The organism is Legionella hackeliae, from assembly GCF_000953655.1.
Classification (GTDB): domain Bacteria; phylum Pseudomonadota; class Gammaproteobacteria; order Legionellales; family Legionellaceae; genus Tatlockia; species Tatlockia hackeliae.
On the sequence record NZ_LN681225.1, the window covers coordinates 3,422,421 to 3,440,975 of the forward strand.

Genomic DNA, 18,555 nt, shown 5'->3' on the forward strand with positions numbered 1-18,555 from the left:
AGAAGAATGGTTTTAAAGAGAATTAGATGTGGTAGCCTAATAGATATCAATATTATTTAACACTATTTTAAGTTCGCTTCCAGGATGAACAACCGACAAGAAGTCAAATTATTTGCAATTATATCTGCCTTTATACTGGGAACACTATCCATGTTTCAGGCTTACTCACAACAGCCTGAGACCTCCTATTGGCAGCAATATCAAAAAGCTCAAGACTTAATCCAGCACCAAAAGCATCAACAAGCCGTAGATATCCTTCTTCACTTATCAAGTGAACAGCCTAATTTTAATGTCTATATCCTTATCGCAGAATCCTATTCTGCCCAACAAAAACCAGAATTTGCATTTTATTACTATGAAAAAGCCTATGCTCTTTCCAAAGAAATAGGGCCTATGGCCTACAACAAGCGGGTTTTGTTTGGACTTGCAAGAACAGCGCTTGCCTTGAAAAATGCGCGAGCCGCATATGATTACTATCAAGAATTATTAAAATATAATTTATCGCCCAGGGACCGAAAGACTCTTGAAGTTGGCCTAAAGAGAAGTAGCGAATTACTAAAAAAACAAGAATTTAATGAACAAATCCAAAAAGCGGAGAAATACATTACCCTTGGAAAGGGTGAACAAGCGTATCAACTTATCAAACCACTTTTAAATCAGAAACTATCAATTGTGTATCTGATAGCTGGGAATAGCTTAGCGTTATTAGAAAAGCCTGAGCAAGCGCTACAATATTATCAGCAAGCACTCCAGTTGGCTCAAGCAGAAAAAAATAGCACCCATGAAAGGATTGCATTATTTGCCATTGCCAGAATGCAACTGGCTTTAAAAAAGATTGATGAGGCCAAAGAGACTTATGATCAGCTGCTGACTATGCCACTTAATTCGGCTGAACAACAACTTTTTTTTAAAGGCACACAACAAATCAATCTCTTACAAATTGAATTAAAACTGCAAGAAATTCGCGATCTTTTACTTCAAAAAAAGAGCAGGGAGGCTTCGCAACTTATTCAGCCCTTATTAAAATACCATTTATCAACAGTCTATTTGCTTGCAGGTGATATACAAGCAAATTTGCAGCAACCGCAAAATGCCATTGATTACTATCAACAAACTATTCAATATGCAAAATTGGAAAACAATATTACCTACCAACGAATTGCCTTATTTGCCATTGCGCGGATGCGCCTGGCGCTACGCGACATGAAAGAAGCAGAAAAAATTTACAAGCAACTACTTTCAATGAATTTAAGTGAAGCGGATCGAAAAGTTGCCGAGGAAGGATTAAAACGTACTAAGCTTACTTATTTTGAAGCAGTTCCTGATCAAGAAATATCAAAGATTCAAGCGCTTATTGATAAAGAAGCGGGGCAAAAAGCCTTAAAGTTGCTAACACCACTATTGGCTACTCACAAAACGGCTATCGTTTATCTTCTGACAGCACATGCCAAAGCCCTAATTGAGCAGCCTGATTCTGCATTAAGTTATTATCAGCAGGCCTATTCTTTGGCAAAAAAAGAGAATATTGAGGTAATTCAAAAGTTTGCCTTGTTTGGAATTGCTCGCATGCAGTTAGTATTACGGCAACCAGAAAAGGCAATCAAAACTTACTCCCAAATTTTGCATTTGAAATTAACAGCAAACGATAGATTACTTGCCCAAAAAGGAATTAAAAAAGCCTATGCGCTAAAGAAGCAGATAGCTCATGAAAAATTATTACAGACAATCTATGGTTACATTGGTAGTGGAGAAGGATTGAAGGCATATCAATTAATACTGCCTCTTATTAAGCAATTCAATCAGCCGATGTATTACATACTTGCAGCAAAAAGCATGATTGCAATGAACCACCCTTATCAAGCATTAAATTTTTATAAATATGCCTATCAGGTAGCATTAGTAAGTAACAATCGCGAGGATCAACGCGAAGCTTTAACGGGCGTTGGCAGCATGCAAATGTGGTTAGATCAATATGTACGTGCAACGATAACTTATCGACTTTTATTAACCTATCCTTTAAACCTAGAGGATTATGAACTGGCAAAAGCGGGCCTGATAAAAAGTCTGGCTTATCGTGGAAGGATATACACAGCGCTTGACGAAATTCCATGGAATATCCAATTTACATCTCCCCATATGATAATCGTTGCATTACAAACGACACTTTGGACGGGACAAGGAGATATTGCAAAACAGTTATATGCTAAATATCGACCTATTCTTAATGAAATTAAACCAGGGACTCATTTATATCGCGATCTAAAAAACATCGAATGGTTATTATGTCTACAAACCGCACCCTATCAACTGAAGCCGGAGATCTATTCATTTAAAGATTCAGAGGATTTTACTATTCAACGTGAAACCTTACGTGCCAGGCGATATTGGTCTCAATCTTGGCAATCCAATGTGGCACTTACTTATATAAAATATGCCCAAAGTGGTGCAAAGATTGATGGGAGATCACTACTTTTTAATCAAACATGGAATCCTTCACGTTACTTGGCTTTTGAGGGAGAAGTTACACCGACTACACTTAATCATTGGGATCCAGTTTTATGGGGTTTTACCGGTACTTTTATTCCTGATGATATTCTGACCGTCAATACAACGATACGAGAGGAATTAATTGAAGGGTTTACTGCGCTTAGTAATCATATTTTCTTACATTCGTATACCCTTGGTGCTGTGTTACAACCCTTACCTTATGTCAATATAGTGGCTAATCGCTATCGGTTGAGTTTTAGTGATCAAAATACTCGCGATGGTTATTATTTCAATGGTGCTGTTACTTTTTTACCAACGATGGGTGTTTATGCAGGATATCGAATAAGAGATTATTCAAGCAAATTTCAGTCACCCTTCTATTTTAGCCCCGATGAGTATAAGAATAAGCTTTACATCTTAGGAATAAGTCACCAGCTTGGTATAACGTGGCGAGCTTTTGCAGAAGGAGGGTATGGGACACAATCCATTAAACCTAATTCAGAGGCAGCTACAGGAACTGCTCCGTCCTGGTTCTATCGACTTGGATTAAGAGGGCCAATTAATAGATGTATATTTTTTGATATTCAATATGGTAATTATCAGCAAGCATCTGCTTTTGTTGATTCAGAAGACTATCGATTCCACGAGCTTTTAGCTTCACTGACATTCTCTTTTGATTAAGGTGAAGAACATGCAGGAATTCAACAATATGCCAGAGCAAGAACCACAAAGAAAAAGAAGGCTTTTAACAGTCAAACAAAAATTTATCCTGACATGTTTTTTTGGAGTCTGTTGGCTTTTTGTTGTAACGTTAATTAATGTGCCATGGATTATCCAATTATCAGATCATGTCACCCTGATATTTGCTGCAATTGCCATTACGGTTATCGCGATTATTCCCAGTTTTTGGTACGCCTTTACTCTAGTGGGATTTCTTATTGATACACGTCCAGAATCAAAAACGATCACGGAATATCCTGGGGTATCTGTTTTAGTAGCAGCATACAACGAAGAAGACTGCATTGTTGATACAGTATTCTCTTTGACAAAACAAGAATACCCGGGTGAGGTTGAGATTATCATCATTGATGACGGCTCTACCGATAATACTATGGCACGTTTAAAAGCCATTAAACTGCCAAATCTGGTTGTTTTAGAAGTGCCTCATCAAGGAAAAGCAGCGGCCTTGAATGCAGGTTTAAATAAAGCCAAAAATGAGTTACTTGTCACAATTGATGCTGATACATATCTCTTACCTGACGCGATAAAAAGCATTGTAGCGCATTTGTTATCTAGTTTGCCGGATACTGCTGCGGTTGCGGGCAGTGTTTGTGTGAGAAATTCTCGTACTAATATCCTGACTAAAGTTCAAGAATGGAATTATTTTAACGAATTTATATCACAAAAAAGAATACAGAGTTTATTTCAATCCACTTTAGTTGCCCAGGGAGCCTTCTCTGTTTATCGTAAAAGTGCGGTGATTGAAGCGGGGGGATGGCCAAAGAGCGTAGGTGAGGACATTGTTCTGACGTGGGCAATTCTCAAAAAAGGTTATCGAACAGGATTTTGTGAGTCGGCGTTTTCATTTACCTTTGTTCCCTCAAATTATAAAAAACTATTTTTACAAAGAAGCCGTTGGTCACAGGGGATGTTGGAGGCTCTTTCTTCTCATCCCGGACTATTGCTTCGGAAAGAGTTTTCGACTCTCTTCATTTGGTGGAATTTACTGATTCCAATTGTAGATTTAGGTTATGGTTTTATATTTTTGCCAGGCGTTGTTGCTGCATGTTTTGGTTATTATTTTATTGCTGGACCAATGACAGTCAGTGTAGTTCCGCTAATATTACTTAATAACTTTGTATTTTTTTGGAGAAATAGAAAAGAATTTGTTAAAAGGAAACTGTCAGTTAGAAGAAATATGCTAGGTTATGTAATTTTTCTATTCCTCTATCAGCCATTTATTATGGTTCCTGCCGCAATTCATGGCTATTTTTCTTATTTCCTGGGAAGAAGAAAATGGGGAACTAAAAAGGAATAATTGTAGGAGTAAAAATGGTAGATCGGATGTTATGGCTTGTATTTATTATTCTCATTCTATGGGCTATAGCAATGCATTTTATTTGGAAAGACAATACCCACAATCCTTATAAAGTTAATCCTAATTCAGTAGCACTATCCTTCGATGATGGCCCAACTCCTCCTTATACCTCTGAAATTCTTAGTATATTGCAACAAAATGATGTCTATGCAACCTTTTTTGTCTTGGGTAAAAATGCTGAACGATATCCCGAATTAGTCCTTAAGGCCTATAAAGAGGGTAATGCAATTGCCTGTCATGGGGTAAACCATCTTGATCTTACAACAGCAACCAAAGAACAAGTTGAATCAGAGGTTCTTGGCTGTAAAAAAATTATCGAGAAAATTATTGGTAAATCGCCAATTTGTTATCGACCTGCATTTAATAAAATTACACCCACAGTACAAAAATATATTGAAGAGCAGGGTATGGTAATTATAAAAGTGGAAATAGATTCTACGGATTGGAAACACACGGATGCCAATAGTATTGTCAATACTACGCTCAGCCTTATTGCACCACAAAGTGAAATTACCATGCATGATGGAACTAGTGAATCCGAAAACCGTTCAACAACAGTAAAAGCACTGCCAATATTAATTCAGAAAATAAAAAAAATGGGCTTAGATGTAAGTCGAATATGTTATCCCTAGTATTGGCTTTATTTTAAAATAAACTCTTAGCCCTCTTTTAAAAGTAAATTTTATTCAGATAGAATGATTTTAAAATCGTTTTATCACTATAAGAAGGGGTAGAGCATGAATCGAGTCCTTTGTTTTTCGTTTTTAACCCTGTCGTTTACTAACTGTCTGGGGACCACCTTTGGAAAATTAATGATTAATGATCCTGTTTTTGGTGTTAGGCCTGTTATTTATGAGGAGCAGAATGGCTTTGCTGTCAGTGAAGGAGATATCATTCTTGCCGATTTATCTCATAAAACGGCCATTATTACCTTAAAAATGGGCGGAAGCAGATGGCCCAACGGTGTTGTTCCTTTTGAAATTGATGAAGACTTACCTTTTAGAAACAAACTTGCAGTGATGCAAGCTATTCATCATTGGCAAGAAAAAACAAATGTCGAATTCATTGAATTAACGAGTAAAAATCGCTCCCAATACCCTGATTATATTTCTTTTGTACCGGCTGAAGGTACTACCTGCTCCTCTTATGTAGGGAAAGAGGGCGGACGACAAGCGATTAACTTGTCTCCTCGATGTACCACAATGAATACAGTTCATGAAATTGGCCATGCACTGGGGTTATGGCACGAACAATCAAGAGCCGATCGCGCTAATTTCATTCGTATTGTGTGGGAAAATATTGAAGACGATCACAAATATAATTTTGATCAACATCTTAGTGATGGCAAAGATTTTGGTGAGTATGACTACCAATCCATTATGCATTATGGTCCTTATTCATTCACCAAGAATGGTCAAAAAACTATTATTCCTTTAGTAGATGGTGTTGAAATTGGTCAGCGTAATCATCTGAGTGAAAAAGATATTGCGGCGATTAATGCCATGTATCCTGAGGCTTAATTTTTTACAGTGAGCAAAGCAATTTCATCAGTTAATAAATTACTTTGTGGTATATAATCACGACTGATAAACAGGGAAGTTTCTATGAAAGCACAATCTTATTTTTTACCCTTACTCGCCATTTTTTTAATGCTTACGGTTTCAGCTTCTAAGGCCAAAGAGCCTATATCAAGAGTTGTCATGAAAGAAGATTTCTTTTCTCCAAAAACGCTTACCGTTCCTGTTGGAACGCAGGTCATTTGGCTTAATAAGGGAAAAGATATCCATACCGTTAAGAGTAAAGCAGGTGGATTTTACTCAGGAGATATAGCACCTGGTGCTAGCTTTAGTTATCGATTTACAAAATCGGGTAATTATAGCTATATCTGCACTCATCACACCTTGTTTGGTTTGGGGATGCGAGGACAAATTATTGTTAGATAATGACACTCAATAAATATGATCAAGCGCTCACAGGAAAAGGAACTTATCGATCTTGGGCCTGATTTTTATAATCAGGCCGAGTATAAAGATTGCCTAAAAAAGTTATTTCAAGTTAACAAAGTGTTGGGAATTTTTCGTAGCACTAGAAAATTGCTTAAACGTCACCCGAAACAAGCAACTTTACTTGATATTGGCTGTGGTGGCGGATTATTTTTATTAAATTTAAGTCAACATTTTCCTGAAATGCGAATGCTTGGCATTGATATTAACGAAGAAGCCATTGTTGATGCACAAAAGGCGCTTAAGGAATGGCAAACTAAAAATCCTTCCTCGCATTTATCGTTTCAGACAGAACATTTTGAATACAGCATAAGCAATAATAATTTTGATATTTTGCTTGCTACCTTACTTTGTCATCATTTAAGCGATGAAGAATTGGTTCTTTTTCTACAGCAATCGTATAACCACGCAAAGCAAGTCGTGATTATTAATGATTTGCATCGTCATTGGCTTGCTTATTGGCTTTATGCCTTCATTAGTCCATGGTTATTTCGTAATCGATTAATCACTCATGATGGATTAATTTCTATAAAACGTGGTTTCACTCGTGCCGAATGGAAGACGCTATTGGCAAAAGCCAATATTGCTAATTATCACCTTAAGTGGTGTTGGCCTTTTCGTTGGCAACTTATTTTAAGGAAATGATGGCAGAGTTTTGTTCTTTCCACTTAATGTAGCCCCAAATGTCAATAATCCTGGGAAGCGCGCGACTAAAGGGAGTAAAACCTTCATCCCAGCTCTGCGAGACGTAAGATGAGCAAAAAATGCTGCGGCATAGATTCGACTTGCAAATTGTTTATGCCATTTTTTACTGTAACGATAACCCACTTGAATCAAATCATCTCGAGTTAAGGTCGGACCGTTGATTAAGGACGTGGCCAATAACCAACCTGATTGCATTGCCATACTAATTCCCTCAGCGATAATAGGATGTGCTTCACCCGCAATATTGCCCACAAAAAACAGACCATTGTCATAACATCGTCGAATCCCGGGGTGCAATGGTCCCACGGATAACCAAGACTCTTCCCGCCTTGCCGTCCCTAATACATTTTGAGCGCCTTTACACGTTGAAAGAATATGATTCAAGACAACATCACTTGCTTGTAGCCCTGGCTTCTCCAAGCGAAGTTTCTGCAACACATCACGACGAATGCAGCAAGAAAGTGATACCCGATTGCTATCGCTATGCACTAAACCACCATAACCTCCCGGAAAAGAAAGGAGTGACATTAAATCCTGGTCTAGGGTAGTTGCCTGAAAATGTGTTTTAAATGCCAATAAATCGGAATTTTTATGGGCTGTTTCCCGCATTCTTATAACAGGTTTTTCCCACGATCCTTGTGCAATAATTACTGTACGCGCAGAGAGCTCCGTACATTTTTCTTTTGTTTCGAGTATGCAAGTAAAAGAGTCTTTTTTATCAATGATTGTCTGTGCTGTCCAAGGTTGCCAAACATGCACTCCAGCCTTAATAGCTTGAAGAAGGAGAGCTGTGTCCAATTGTTCTCGACCTAGCGCTCTACCCCATTTACTGTCTGAATGTTCAACCGGTGGCATGGTTGTCATTAACATTTTTTCGGCACCAAACCAGCCAACTCGTGTAACAGAGGGACCTGCATGCTGAAGATAGAATTCACTAAGACCCAATTCAGATAATAAGGGAAAGCTGGTTGCAGAAATGAATTCTCCACATACTTTGGTACGCGGAAAACTTTTTTTCTCGATAAGAGCTACTGACCAACCAAAACGGGCCAATAATAAGGCGGTAGTTGCTCCGGCAGGTCCCCCGCCAATAACAATTGCATCGACATCACTATTCATCATGATCTTGGTGATGGATTATAGTGGTATAGCATACTCGGCCTACACAGCAAATTAAAGTAATTTACTGTGTAACAATATTTCGCTACAAAAATTTAGCAAGGAGTCAGAGCTGGATATTCTTGTTCCGCAACCTTCTTTTGCTCCTCGGTATGTTTGCTATAAGAACGATAAATCTCAGTGCCCACATAAGCTATAGCTAACACCAGTGCAGCCTGCCAGCAAATTGCAAGGGTTGTAATAAACAAGGTTGGCATAATGGCATTTTTAGCCAGGGTTAAAATAAAATCAACTCGTGCTGTTTTATATTCTTTATACGCTGCCATTTCACCTTTATTGAGAAGTTGTGCATGCTCAAGCCAAAGACTTTTTTCTTTATATTCTTTATAGGCGCCATCTGATAAATACATGGCCACTGCAAAGGTACAAAGCATATAACAACCAAGAACAGCAACAGCCGGTGTAAACAACATGGATGCAGAAAAACCAGCCATCAAGAGAAAGGCCGCCGTTGCATTAAATAAATAAGTAGCACTGGTCGCTTTCCAGCTTAATTCAAGCCGATCTAACTGTTCTTTAGTGACAATATAATGGAGGTCTAGTTTTTTCCGTTCATCTAAGCTAAGTTCCCCTAGTAACCGGCTAGTTAGATCTTCCAACTCATTCACATATTGGGATCGTTTAGTAAGGTACTCCTTTTCCTCCAAGTGACGCCGCCATAAAATCAGACAAACGTCAAAAAACATAAACCCAGCAACAACCCAACCAGCAACGGGTGCAGAAATGCCAAAAGCTTCATTGTAATTTGTTAAGCAATTCACAGTACCCCAAACAATATCATTTAAAAATGTGGCATGACGCTTATACATTTCATTGGTAAAACGCTTGGTCCAATCCAATTGCTTTTCTTTTGGGGAAGGCTTTAAGACATGTTTTAGCAACATTCCTGCATTCATTATAAAACGCACAGCAAAAAAACCTACACTTAAAAAGCGTAAAACACCGTTGGGAGTTTCCAGCGTATGAACAATATCATCAACATTGACTTCTTTGCCTAACACATTGCCTAATTTTTCCAGCCATTTTAGATCTCTGGCAAGGATTAATGTATTTTTAATCGTTGTCCGGCAAAAATACCAATAAATTCGATTTAAATTAGAGAGGGCTACCTTATCTCTTATTTTTGACAGCTTTTTAGGAGTATTAATTAATTCAGTCAAATCCGCCGCAATTTGTTTACCTATTTTTGTGAAAAATCCATCTAAATTAATTGCTGCTTTAGGAATTTTTCCGTCCAAACAGAATGTATTCAGCTCAGCGAGTAATTCGTTATAATCCTTTACTTTGGCTTCTTGTTCATAAATTTCATAATAGAGTTTTAACATCGTGCAACAGTAGTAACAATAAAAATGAAACTCATTACTATCCAGTCCACGGTGTTTAAGCGTTGCAAATTGCTGACTAAACTCTTGCTCAATTAACAGCTTATTGGTGGCTAAAAATCCATAATCATGTTTCTTTGCTTCTTGCTCAGCTAATTCAAGTAATTCTTGCTTTTTTTGGGGGGGGATTTGCGCTAGAGGAGATCCATTTTCGGCTTTGGGTGCAAATAAAGCTAGTTTTTCATATTTATCTGTTAAAAACACCTCATAATGCTTTTTGTAAGCCGATTCAGCCATAATTTAATCCATCAAAAAAAATTGCGCAGAGCGATAAAAATGTAAACTTACCACTCTCCACCTAGGCAAACAAGAGTTTTTTGTATTTATTTCTTGCACTTTGCTTTGTTCAGAACAATTATTAAAATAATCACTGCTTTCTTGCCTCGTTAGCTTGCTTCAATTTTTTTATTAAATTTTGTACAAATTAATCTTTTGTTAATCTGCAACCATTACAATAAAACTATAAGTGTTATGTGGAGTATCCCATGCCTGGGTATAAGGTTCTTAATAATTATGAAACGGAGGATTTGTTTGCTCAATATTTGGACGGAATTAATATCGTTACCTCTAATCAGTTTGGTGAGGGTGTACCGAGCAACCCCTTTAAATTCCATACTCATCCCGAGACTGATTTAATTATTATAACCTCTCCTCTTGCTGCCAATAATTTTGAAGAGTTATTACCTCATTTAAAAAATCATTTTCCAGGAAAACAGTTACTGCTTGGCTTAACGGGACAGGGAGCTACTGAACAACATATTATCACTGCGCATGTTAGTGCCGATCACCAAACAATTAACCTTTATGACCCTAAAGCAAGTAATGCCCAACGTTTTTTTTCTGGAAAAGGAGGACCTTGGACATTAGTTTTAGGATTGTTACGCGCATTAAACCCCTTTCCTAAAACAACGCTTCCGCTAGCAGGAGCGAAGGCTTTTCATCATGCTTTGGGCACACAATCTTTTTTTGATGGGGTATCCTGTGGCTACCATAATGTGGCAAATATACTTGCCTGTAAAAAATTAATTGAAGAAGGCAACCCTATTACTCGAAACAGTCTACTCAATAAGACAAAAAATCCTGTGAATGAAGCCGCACAACGTCTTATCGCTATTTCTCCTGACAAGGTGAATAGTAGTTTCACCAGTTTTATAAAAAAAGCCTGGCAAGATACAGTGATGCCGCTTCAAAGCGACGCGCAGAGAAAGGCGCTAAAATTTCAACATTATTTTCTTGGTTGGCCCGCGGAAGGAAAAACTTCTCAGAAAATAATTTATTTCGTAAGTCTGCGATTTATTGTCCAACCCCTGATTAATCTGCTAAGACGTCCTGTTGAGTTTACCTTCAATGCGCTCTCAGAAACTGCTAATTTTTTAAAAAACAGCCTTATAAATTGGGCTCCTACTAATTTATTCACTCAATATCTTCGCAGCGGATTAATGCTTCTGGCTAATGGAATGCAAGGTTTATTCAAGGGGGCTTATTTAGCGTTACGTACAATAACGTCGCCAATAACAACTTTTCAAGCTATTAAAGAAACGTTTAATTCGGATACAAAAGATAATGCTACAGCAAAAGCATCTTCCTCTGTTAAGCCTACTACTGTACAGGATGAAGTGGATGAATTTGCTAATGAGAAAATACTGAGTGATAGCAATGTAGTACGCTTGTTTAAGGCAAAAGGAGTTTCTATGGTGACACCACCCAAAAAAGGTGAATTAACACGAAATGCAGATGACGTTGCTGATGAGTTTGTTAACGTAGAAGAGACTCCCCAGGAATTGCCCAACTCAGACTTGCAATCCGAACAGGAATATAAAGAAGAGACTAAAACCACCACGCCTTTTGGAACAGGGTGTTAACATTTTATTTTAAAATCGACTTGCCATGTCATCTTAAAGTCTACGTCCACGGGGCCATAAAAGCCATGAATAAGCCACGACACACTGGCGTTTAGGGTAATCACGTCTTATTTACCAATACAAAAGCTGGAAAAAATTCTACCTAACAGATCATCCGAGGTGAATTCACCAGTAATTTCACAAAGTACCTGATGAGCTAACCTTAAATCCTCAGCTAACAGTTCACCGGCTCTATGACTGGATAATTGATTTTGTCCAGCGAGTAATAATTCTTTTGCATTATCAAGCGCTTGTAGATGGCGACGTCTTGCCAAGAATTGTCCTTCGGTAGGTTGATAGCCAACGACTTCTTTGATTTTTTCTTTGAGTAGCTCAACCCCCTCGCCAGTTTTTGCCGATAAATAAATGGTATGTGCATCCTTTTTGGGAGATTGCCCAAGGGAATCAATTTTGTTAATTACCTGAATCACGGGGACACCTTCTGGTAATGCCTGGCGAATCTCATCGCTTAAATCCAGGCTTGCTTCCTTTTGCTTAATATCAATCACCATGACAACACAATCAGCACGACTAACCTCTTGCCATGCGCGTTTAATCCCTTCACGCTCAACCAGATCATCACTTTCTCTAAGACCTGCCGTATCAACGAGGTGGAGAGGAATATCTTCGAGTAAAATATTTTCCCGCATAACATCTCGAGTTGTCCCGGCAATATCGGTAACGATGGCAACATCCCTTCCTGCCAAACAATTAATGAGAGTAGATTTTCCGGCATTAGGTCGACCGGCAATGACAATAGCCAATCCTTCTCGAAGAATAGCACCTTGAGACGCACTCGCACGAATTGCCGCCAGGTTTTCTAAAATTGACGACAGCATAGTTGCCACTTTGCCATCATTCAGAAAATCTATCTCCTCTTCTGGAAAATCTATTGCCGCTTCAACGAATAGCCGTAAATGAATAATTTGCTCATTTAATGCATGAATTTTATTAGAGAAATCACCTTGCAACGAACGAATCGCCAAGCGGGCAGCGGTTTGAGAACTTGCCTGAATCAAATCGGCAATAGCCTCTGCTTGTGTTAAATCCATTTTATCATTTAAAAAAGCACGCTCCGAAAATTCTCCAGGACGAGCTAGTCTGGCCCCAGCAATTACACATTCTCTAAGCAGGTTGTCCAATACTAACGGTGAACCGTGAACCTGAAACTCAACCACATCTTCACCAGTGAACGAATGTGGCGCTTTGAAATAAATTAGTAAACCTGAATCGATGATCTCATCATTATGATTTTTAAAGGTACAATAATTGGCTACACGGGGTGTTATTGATTTATTACCGCTTAGAATTAAAGCGATAGAATAAGAAAGCGGCCCAGAAAGACGAGCGATCCCAACTCCACCTCGTCCCGATGGAGTAGCGATCGCTACGATAGTATCACTATGCATTTATTTTGCAGGTATAAAAGTTTGTTTAGGTTTATCATCACTGTATTTACGAGTGATATACCATTGTTGAAGAATCGACAAGGTATTATTCACTATCCAGTATAGCACCAAACCTGCCGGGAAATTCCAGAATAAAGCCGTAAAGAGTATCGGCAAAAACATCATTAGTTTAGCCTGCATCGGATCTGGAGGTGCAGGGTTCAGTTTTTGCTGAATTAGCATAGTTCCTCCCATGATAATGGGTAACACATGGTAAGGATCAGCAGCAGCCAAATCTTTTATCCAGAAAATAAAGGGTGCTTGTCGTAATTCAACACTTTCAAGCAATACCCAATAAAGAGCGATGAAAACAGGGATTTGAATAATAATTGGCAAGCAACCACCTAAAGGATTTACCTTTTCCTGGCGGTATAACTCCATGGTGGCCTGGCTCATTTTAGCTTTGTCATCCCCATAACGCTCACGTAGGGCCTGAAGCTTTGGTTGTAGTTTACGCATACCAGCCATGGACTTGTAGCTACTGGCAGATAAGCGATAAAAAGCCAGTTTGATAAGAACTGTCACTAAAACAATGGACCATCCCCAATTCCCAACAAACGAGTAAATTGCCTTCATTACAGAAAACAATATCGAGGATAGGAACCATAACCAACCATAATCAACTGTTAAATCCAGTCCTGGAGCAATAGCTTTCAGCTGACTCGTAATCTCAGGTCCCACATAGAGTTTAGAGCCGACTTCCTTCTGAGCGCCAGCATCGACAGTAATAGGTTGTGTTACGGCACCGATAGTATAATCATCATTTACAGCACGGGTATAAAACATGTTCTTACTATCAGAATTCGGAATCCATGCACTTAAGAAATAATGTTGTTGCATGGCTATCCATCCACCTTTGGCATTCACATCTAAATTACTTTTTGCCATATTGGGGAACGTAACTTTTTGGTAGCGATGTTGACCCGGATTAGAATAAGAAGCGCCAGTATAAGACCCAACATGGAATATGCTGGATTTATCTTCTTGTGGAGAAGTACGTAGCAATTGGGTATTCATATAACCTTGCCAAGGGGTTGTACCCTGATTATCAATCAGGTATTTAACCTCAATAAGGTAGCTGCCACGGGTAAATATAAATTGTTTTTTTACATTTAGACCATCTGTAGTTTTACCATCTAAAGTAACCGTAAGCGTATTTTCTCCTTCTGACAGGGTGTATTTTTGCTGAGCACTTGAGAAATCGAAGTGAATATTTTTTACTTCTTGTCCTGTTGTTACAAATAAGCTGCTGTTTGCTACATAACGTTGATTAGCTTGATCTTGCAAGATAGTTATTGGTTTATCTTTTTCCTCAATGCTAACCGGGTAATCCAATAGCTGAGCGGTAATGATATCACCCTGTGCCAAGCCTATACGTAAGTTCAAAACATCTGTTTTTACCTGAATTGCTTCAGATGTTGTTTTATTGGTTACGTCACTACTTGTTGCTGAGGTTTGAGGTTTTGCTGCTGAGTTATCTTGCATTGTAGGCAGTAAACTATCACTCTTCGTAGGTACCGGAGTTGCGTCGGTGGAAATTTTAGTTGGGGCAGGTGGATAATCTTTTTGCCAATTCATCCACAGGGAGTAAACAACCAGCGCCAGGGCTGCATACAGAACTACACGTCGTATATCCATCAGGGTTTCTCTTCGTTAGGTAGTACAGGGTCATAACCTCCAGCAGCCCAAGGATGACAGCGTAATAATCGACGACAAGTCAACCATCCTCCTTTCAAAATACCAAAATGCTTAATAGCGATAAGGGCATACTGGGAGCAACTAGGGTAATATCGACAACAAGGTTTCATGACAGGACGCAACAATACTTGATACAACACTATAGGCAAGCAAATCAAGTTGCGGATAAAGCGATTAATTTGTCCCATGTTTTACCTAATTTGGTATTTACTGTTGTATTTTCCACTTTTGCTACGCCTGGTCTTGCTAAAACAACCACATCAATAGCGGGCAATTGTTTCACACGGAACGTTTCACGCAACAAGCGTTTTAAGCGATTTCGATCATGCGCTTTTGGGATCATTTTTTTTGATAATGCTAACCCCAGCCTGGCATACCCCAGAGAATTGTTCCGATATAAAATAATGAACTCTGAGGTTACCACTTTCTTTGCTTGAGCAAACACGTAATCGTAATCACTTTTTTTAAGTAATCGCCGTGTTCTATCAAAACAACTCACTTAAGCAGATAAACGTTTGCGTCCTTTAGCACGACGACGTTTTAACACTAATCGGCCACCGCGAGTTGACATACGTTGACGAAAACCATGATCGCGTTTGCGTTTTAAATTACTGGGTTGGAATGTGCGTTTCATGATGAACCTGTTGTTAATTAAATTTTTAAGGTTGGCAATGATAGAAAACTTTACACCGGCTGTCAAACGTTGAGGAGCCAAGTCGCCTTGATAAAACTGCGCGCGTAATAATTATAAAACAAAGTTTAAAAATTTGTTTTTTATTATTAGAGCCGGAAATACTGTGGATATATTTAAAAAATCATTATTTTTCATTTTGTTAATTGTGTTTTATCCTGTGGCATTTCCCGTTAATTGCCTAAGAATATCGCTTGAATAAGTTTAACCAATAAGAATAAATTTTTTTTTATCTCCTGTTTTTTCATCTTTAAATTCAGGGTTTTCCACAAATTATCGACTTAGACCCAATTACAAAAGTAAATGTTTGTAGTCCACTGTGATTATGTACATCCTTTAAAGACAGTCTTAATTAATATCCCCTTAATGTTTGCTCTATAAGCTACCACCTTTTTTTTATTTTATTTAAAAGGTAGAACCCCATGTATGAAGATTTTTTTTCAGAAATAAAGAAAGTATCATTCGACAAGATAAAATGCGGTCAAGATATTTTGTCTTTGCTAAAAAATCATGATTTTTCTAAGGCGCTTTATCGAGCCTGTTGCGAGTGTGATCTTGAGTCCCATGAAACCTTAAAGCTGATTAAAATATTACTTCTTTGGGTTGAAGGACTTGGTATCAATACAGGATTATATCCAGTCAGTTTGTTAAGAGTTGCAGTTGATAAATCCAACATTAATTTGTATTGCCTTCTTGTTGCCTCTGGTTTTGTTGATGAAAAAGCCATGTATGACATGGCACTAAAAAATAACAAAACAGTGCGAACTTTTGAAAATGATTACCATCCTGAGTTTTTAGAGACCTATCAAGCGCTCATAAGAAAGAACCAAGGGGAATTACAAAATGATATCCAAAGAATATCCTTTATTCTCAAAGTGATTGACTTTCTCATCAATCATCAGACTTTTGACTCCAGACTTACAAAAACTAAAAAATTATCAAGTTTAGCTCGTCAATTAATACTCGATAAACGAGATGAACAAAATCGTATTCTATTAACAAAAATGTGTGAGCTAATACAAAATTTGTCACCTGAACTAAGAATAAAATTTGCCAAATCATTCGATACACCTGGATTTAGTTGGCTTACTTTCGAACATTTAGGCGGGTTGATGATTGAGCCATCGGAACATAAAGAAGCTCGGATACCTTTCTCACTTATTTCTCGGGAAAAATTAGCTCCTTTCTTTTCAGGTATCCTTCAATTTCTAGGTGAGGTCAGTGATACACAGGAAATAATCGCTCTTGCGGCTCAAAGTATTATCGAAAGGGACTTGCCTGCGTTAAGAGATTTTTTCAAAGAAGTGCTATTGACTCAAATTAAGCCAGGAAAGCCAGAGGATTTACCTCATGTAAAGTTACCTGTCACCAAGTTCCTTGTCAGTTATTGTAATGATCTTTTAAGTCTTATTAAATTGATTAATCTGGTTAACAGCAGTCATGCCCGAATTAAGTTACCGATTACAACAGAATCTGGTGCGCTTAAAGTAAAATTATTTCAACCTGTGATGTTCACTATTTCCAAAAACATGCCTCTTCATGCTGGGTTGCGTCGATTGCAGATGCTAGGCGAGTTGATGACGGGTAAACATTTCTCCAAACTTTTAATGGATTTGGACCCAACTACCGACTGGCGTGCATTTATTACTATTCGAGACTCAATTACTCATCAAGATGAAAAAGATTTAAAACACAGACTTAGTCAGTTTTTGCAAGATAAGGAGTGGTTGCAACAGATATTCGATAAAGACATGATTGAATTATCAGAAAGACTGATAGTTTTATTAACCTTAAGACAACAATGTATTGGATCATATCCTTATGATGTTAACGCTTACTGGCAACAAATTTTAAAGCACGACCTCACCCATCCGGCGCAGGAAAATAATAACAACTCGAAACAAGAAGTGGTTAAGCCAATAGAACAGAAATTGTCACGGGAAGAAAAAGATTTTATAGATACATTAATTTTGTATAATGCGCCTCCTGCAATTGTCGATATGTGCACTAAAATCTTTCAAGGATATATTCAAACAATCTCCAAAAAAGAGAGAGGAGAAATTTTAAAATGTTTCCCCAAAAAAGTTATGGGTGATAAAAGTTATAAAGAATTAATTACCACCCTGGATAAAGCTACTGAGAAACCCGCGCTGACTTTGGCTGATCGAGAAAAGAAACGGTTGGATGAAAAAGCTGCTAGCGAGAGCAAGGAAGCTGAAAAGGAAGCTAAATTCAAAGGACTTCAAGGTTTCAGGAAACTGGCAAAATATTTACAAGAACCTGTTAAAAAAGAGCATTTATTAAATCCTTTGAAACGCGTGGAAGCAGCCATTGAGGCATTACAAAACATTGAACAATTTTTAATTGAAGTAGGATACCTAATTCCCTCTCTACCGTTTAAAACACTGAACGATTGGGATAAATACCATGTGCAGAAAGGTAGAGGAACGTTGTCGAGCCGTTTCGTTGCCGATCCACAATTAAACGATGCCATTGAATATAATTTAGGCCAAGCATTGCAGCATTTAGAAACCTTGCATACTTATCCTGAGTTTGCGTCTTGTCCGTTGATTGTAAAAGATTATCCACATTGGAGAGAATACCGTAATTATTTAGAACACGGTAATCCGCTCATTGACAATCAAAATCACATCTACCAACAAAATGACTACAAGGAAGTGAAAAACGCTAAAATGACAATTCAATTACTTTTTGAATTAATGCCTATTTTACAGAATGGAAAAAGCAGTATGGAAAAAGCAAAATGGGCCGCCAAAGAGTTACACCCTGGTTCATCGGTTTCCTCAAATGAGCAGAGAGAATGGACAAAGGTTTGTGGTAATGGAAATTCTTTTTTTAGTAACTCTCCGGATAAACCGGAAGAAAAGACTGGGAAAATGGAAATAACTGACAATTGCCAGATTTAATTCCAGGTAATGAAATATTTAAGACCTTACTGTAGA

15 protein-coding genes are annotated in these 18,555 nt (G+C 38.0%); 8 read left to right on the forward strand and 7 right to left on the reverse strand.

The genetic code is table 11. The features are described from left to right. Positions 1–84 precede the first annotated feature (84 nt). The 6 genes from LHA_RS15120 (at position 85) to LHA_RS15145 (ending at position 7,233) form a co-directional block, all read left to right on the forward strand. Complete coding sequence (locus LHA_RS15120) at positions 85–3,168, forward strand: tetratricopeptide repeat protein (protein WP_082060376.1); 3,084 nt, start codon at positions 85–87, stop codon at positions 3,166–3,168. 10 nt (positions 3,169–3,178) lie between these two features. Beyond that, the gene (locus LHA_RS15125) at positions 3,179–4,525 is read left to right on the forward strand and encodes a glycosyltransferase (protein ID WP_052673744.1); all 1,347 of its coding nucleotides are present in this window, start codon (positions 3,179–3,181) and stop codon (positions 4,523–4,525) included. Positions 4,526–4,539: 14 nt separating this feature from the next. After that, entirely contained in the window at positions 4,540–5,217 is a 678-nt protein-coding gene (locus LHA_RS15130; RefSeq protein ID WP_045107288.1) for a polysaccharide deacetylase family protein, read from the forward strand. A gap of 105 nt (positions 5,218–5,322) precedes the next feature. After that, entirely contained in the window at positions 5,323–6,105 is a 783-nt protein-coding gene (gene legP, locus LHA_RS15135; RefSeq protein WP_045107289.1) for a Dot/Icm T4SS effector Zinc-dependent metalloprotease LegP, read from the forward strand. Positions 6,106–6,189: 84 nt separating this feature from the next. Next, entirely contained in the window at positions 6,190–6,528 is a 339-nt protein-coding gene (locus LHA_RS15140) for a cupredoxin domain-containing protein (protein WP_052673745.1), read from the forward strand. Positions 6,529–6,543: 15 nt separating this feature from the next. Further along, positions 6,544–7,233 (forward strand): methyltransferase, encoded by a 690-nt coding sequence (locus LHA_RS15145; RefSeq protein ID WP_045107290.1) that lies wholly within the window; start codon positions 6,544–6,546, stop codon positions 7,231–7,233. Here the strand turns inward: LHA_RS15145 and LHA_RS15150 are convergent. Together LHA_RS15150 and LHA_RS15155 are read right to left on the reverse strand one after the other, a co-directional pair. Further along, a complete protein-coding gene (locus LHA_RS15150) occupies positions 7,222–8,415 on the reverse strand; it encodes an NAD(P)/FAD-dependent oxidoreductase (protein WP_231861947.1) in 1,194 nt (397 codons plus the stop codon). The two genes, LHA_RS15145 and LHA_RS15150, sit on opposite strands and share 12 nt — an antisense overlap. A gap of 92 nt (positions 8,416–8,507) precedes the next feature. Then, positions 8,508–10,091 carry a hypothetical protein gene (locus LHA_RS15155; RefSeq protein ID WP_052673746.1) on the reverse strand — a complete coding sequence of 528 codons (1,584 nt, stop codon included), beginning with the start codon at positions 10,089–10,091 and terminating at the stop codon, positions 8,508–8,510. Between the two features lie 248 nt (positions 10,092–10,339). Between LHA_RS15155 and LHA_RS15160 the strand changes: the two genes are divergently transcribed. Next, positions 10,340–11,716 carry a hypothetical protein gene (locus LHA_RS15160; RefSeq protein WP_045107292.1) on the forward strand — a complete coding sequence of 459 codons (1,377 nt, stop codon included), beginning with the start codon at positions 10,340–10,342 and terminating at the stop codon, positions 11,714–11,716. A gap of 107 nt (positions 11,717–11,823) precedes the next feature. Here the strand turns inward: LHA_RS15160 and mnmE are convergent, their stop codons facing one another. Genes mnmE through rpmH form a run of 5 tightly spaced genes read right to left on the reverse strand, consistent with a single transcriptional unit; the run spans position 11,824 to position 15,535 of the window. Next, complete coding sequence (gene mnmE, locus LHA_RS15165) at positions 11,824–13,164, reverse strand: tRNA uridine-5-carboxymethylaminomethyl(34) synthesis GTPase MnmE (protein WP_045107293.1); 1,341 nt, start codon at positions 13,162–13,164, stop codon at positions 11,824–11,826. After that, on the reverse strand, positions 13,165–14,841 hold the full coding sequence (yidC, locus tag LHA_RS15170) for a membrane protein insertase YidC (RefSeq protein WP_045107294.1): 1,677 nt from the start codon (positions 14,839–14,841) through the stop codon (positions 13,165–13,167). It abuts the gene before it with no gap. Beyond that, positions 14,841–15,089, reverse strand: a complete 249-nt coding sequence (gene yidD / locus LHA_RS16700; protein ID WP_082060377.1) for a membrane protein insertion efficiency factor YidD — start codon at positions 15,087–15,089, stop codon at positions 14,841–14,843. Before yidD ends, yidC begins: the two co-directional genes overlap by 1 nt. Then, positions 15,056–15,400 (reverse strand): ribonuclease P protein component, encoded by a 345-nt coding sequence (gene rnpA, locus LHA_RS15175; RefSeq protein ID WP_045107295.1) that lies wholly within the window; start codon positions 15,398–15,400, stop codon positions 15,056–15,058. Before rnpA ends, yidD begins: the two co-directional genes overlap by 34 nt. Further along, entirely contained in the window at positions 15,401–15,535 is a 135-nt protein-coding gene (rpmH, locus tag LHA_RS15180) for a 50S ribosomal protein L34 (protein WP_028372496.1), read from the reverse strand. Between the two features lie 479 nt (positions 15,536–16,014). On the opposite strand from rpmH, the gene LHA_RS15185 reads away from it, so the two are divergent. Next, positions 16,015–18,519 (forward strand): hypothetical protein, encoded by a 2,505-nt coding sequence (locus LHA_RS15185; RefSeq protein ID WP_045107296.1) that lies wholly within the window; start codon positions 16,015–16,017, stop codon positions 18,517–18,519. The last annotated feature ends 36 nt before the right edge of the window (positions 18,520–18,555 follow it).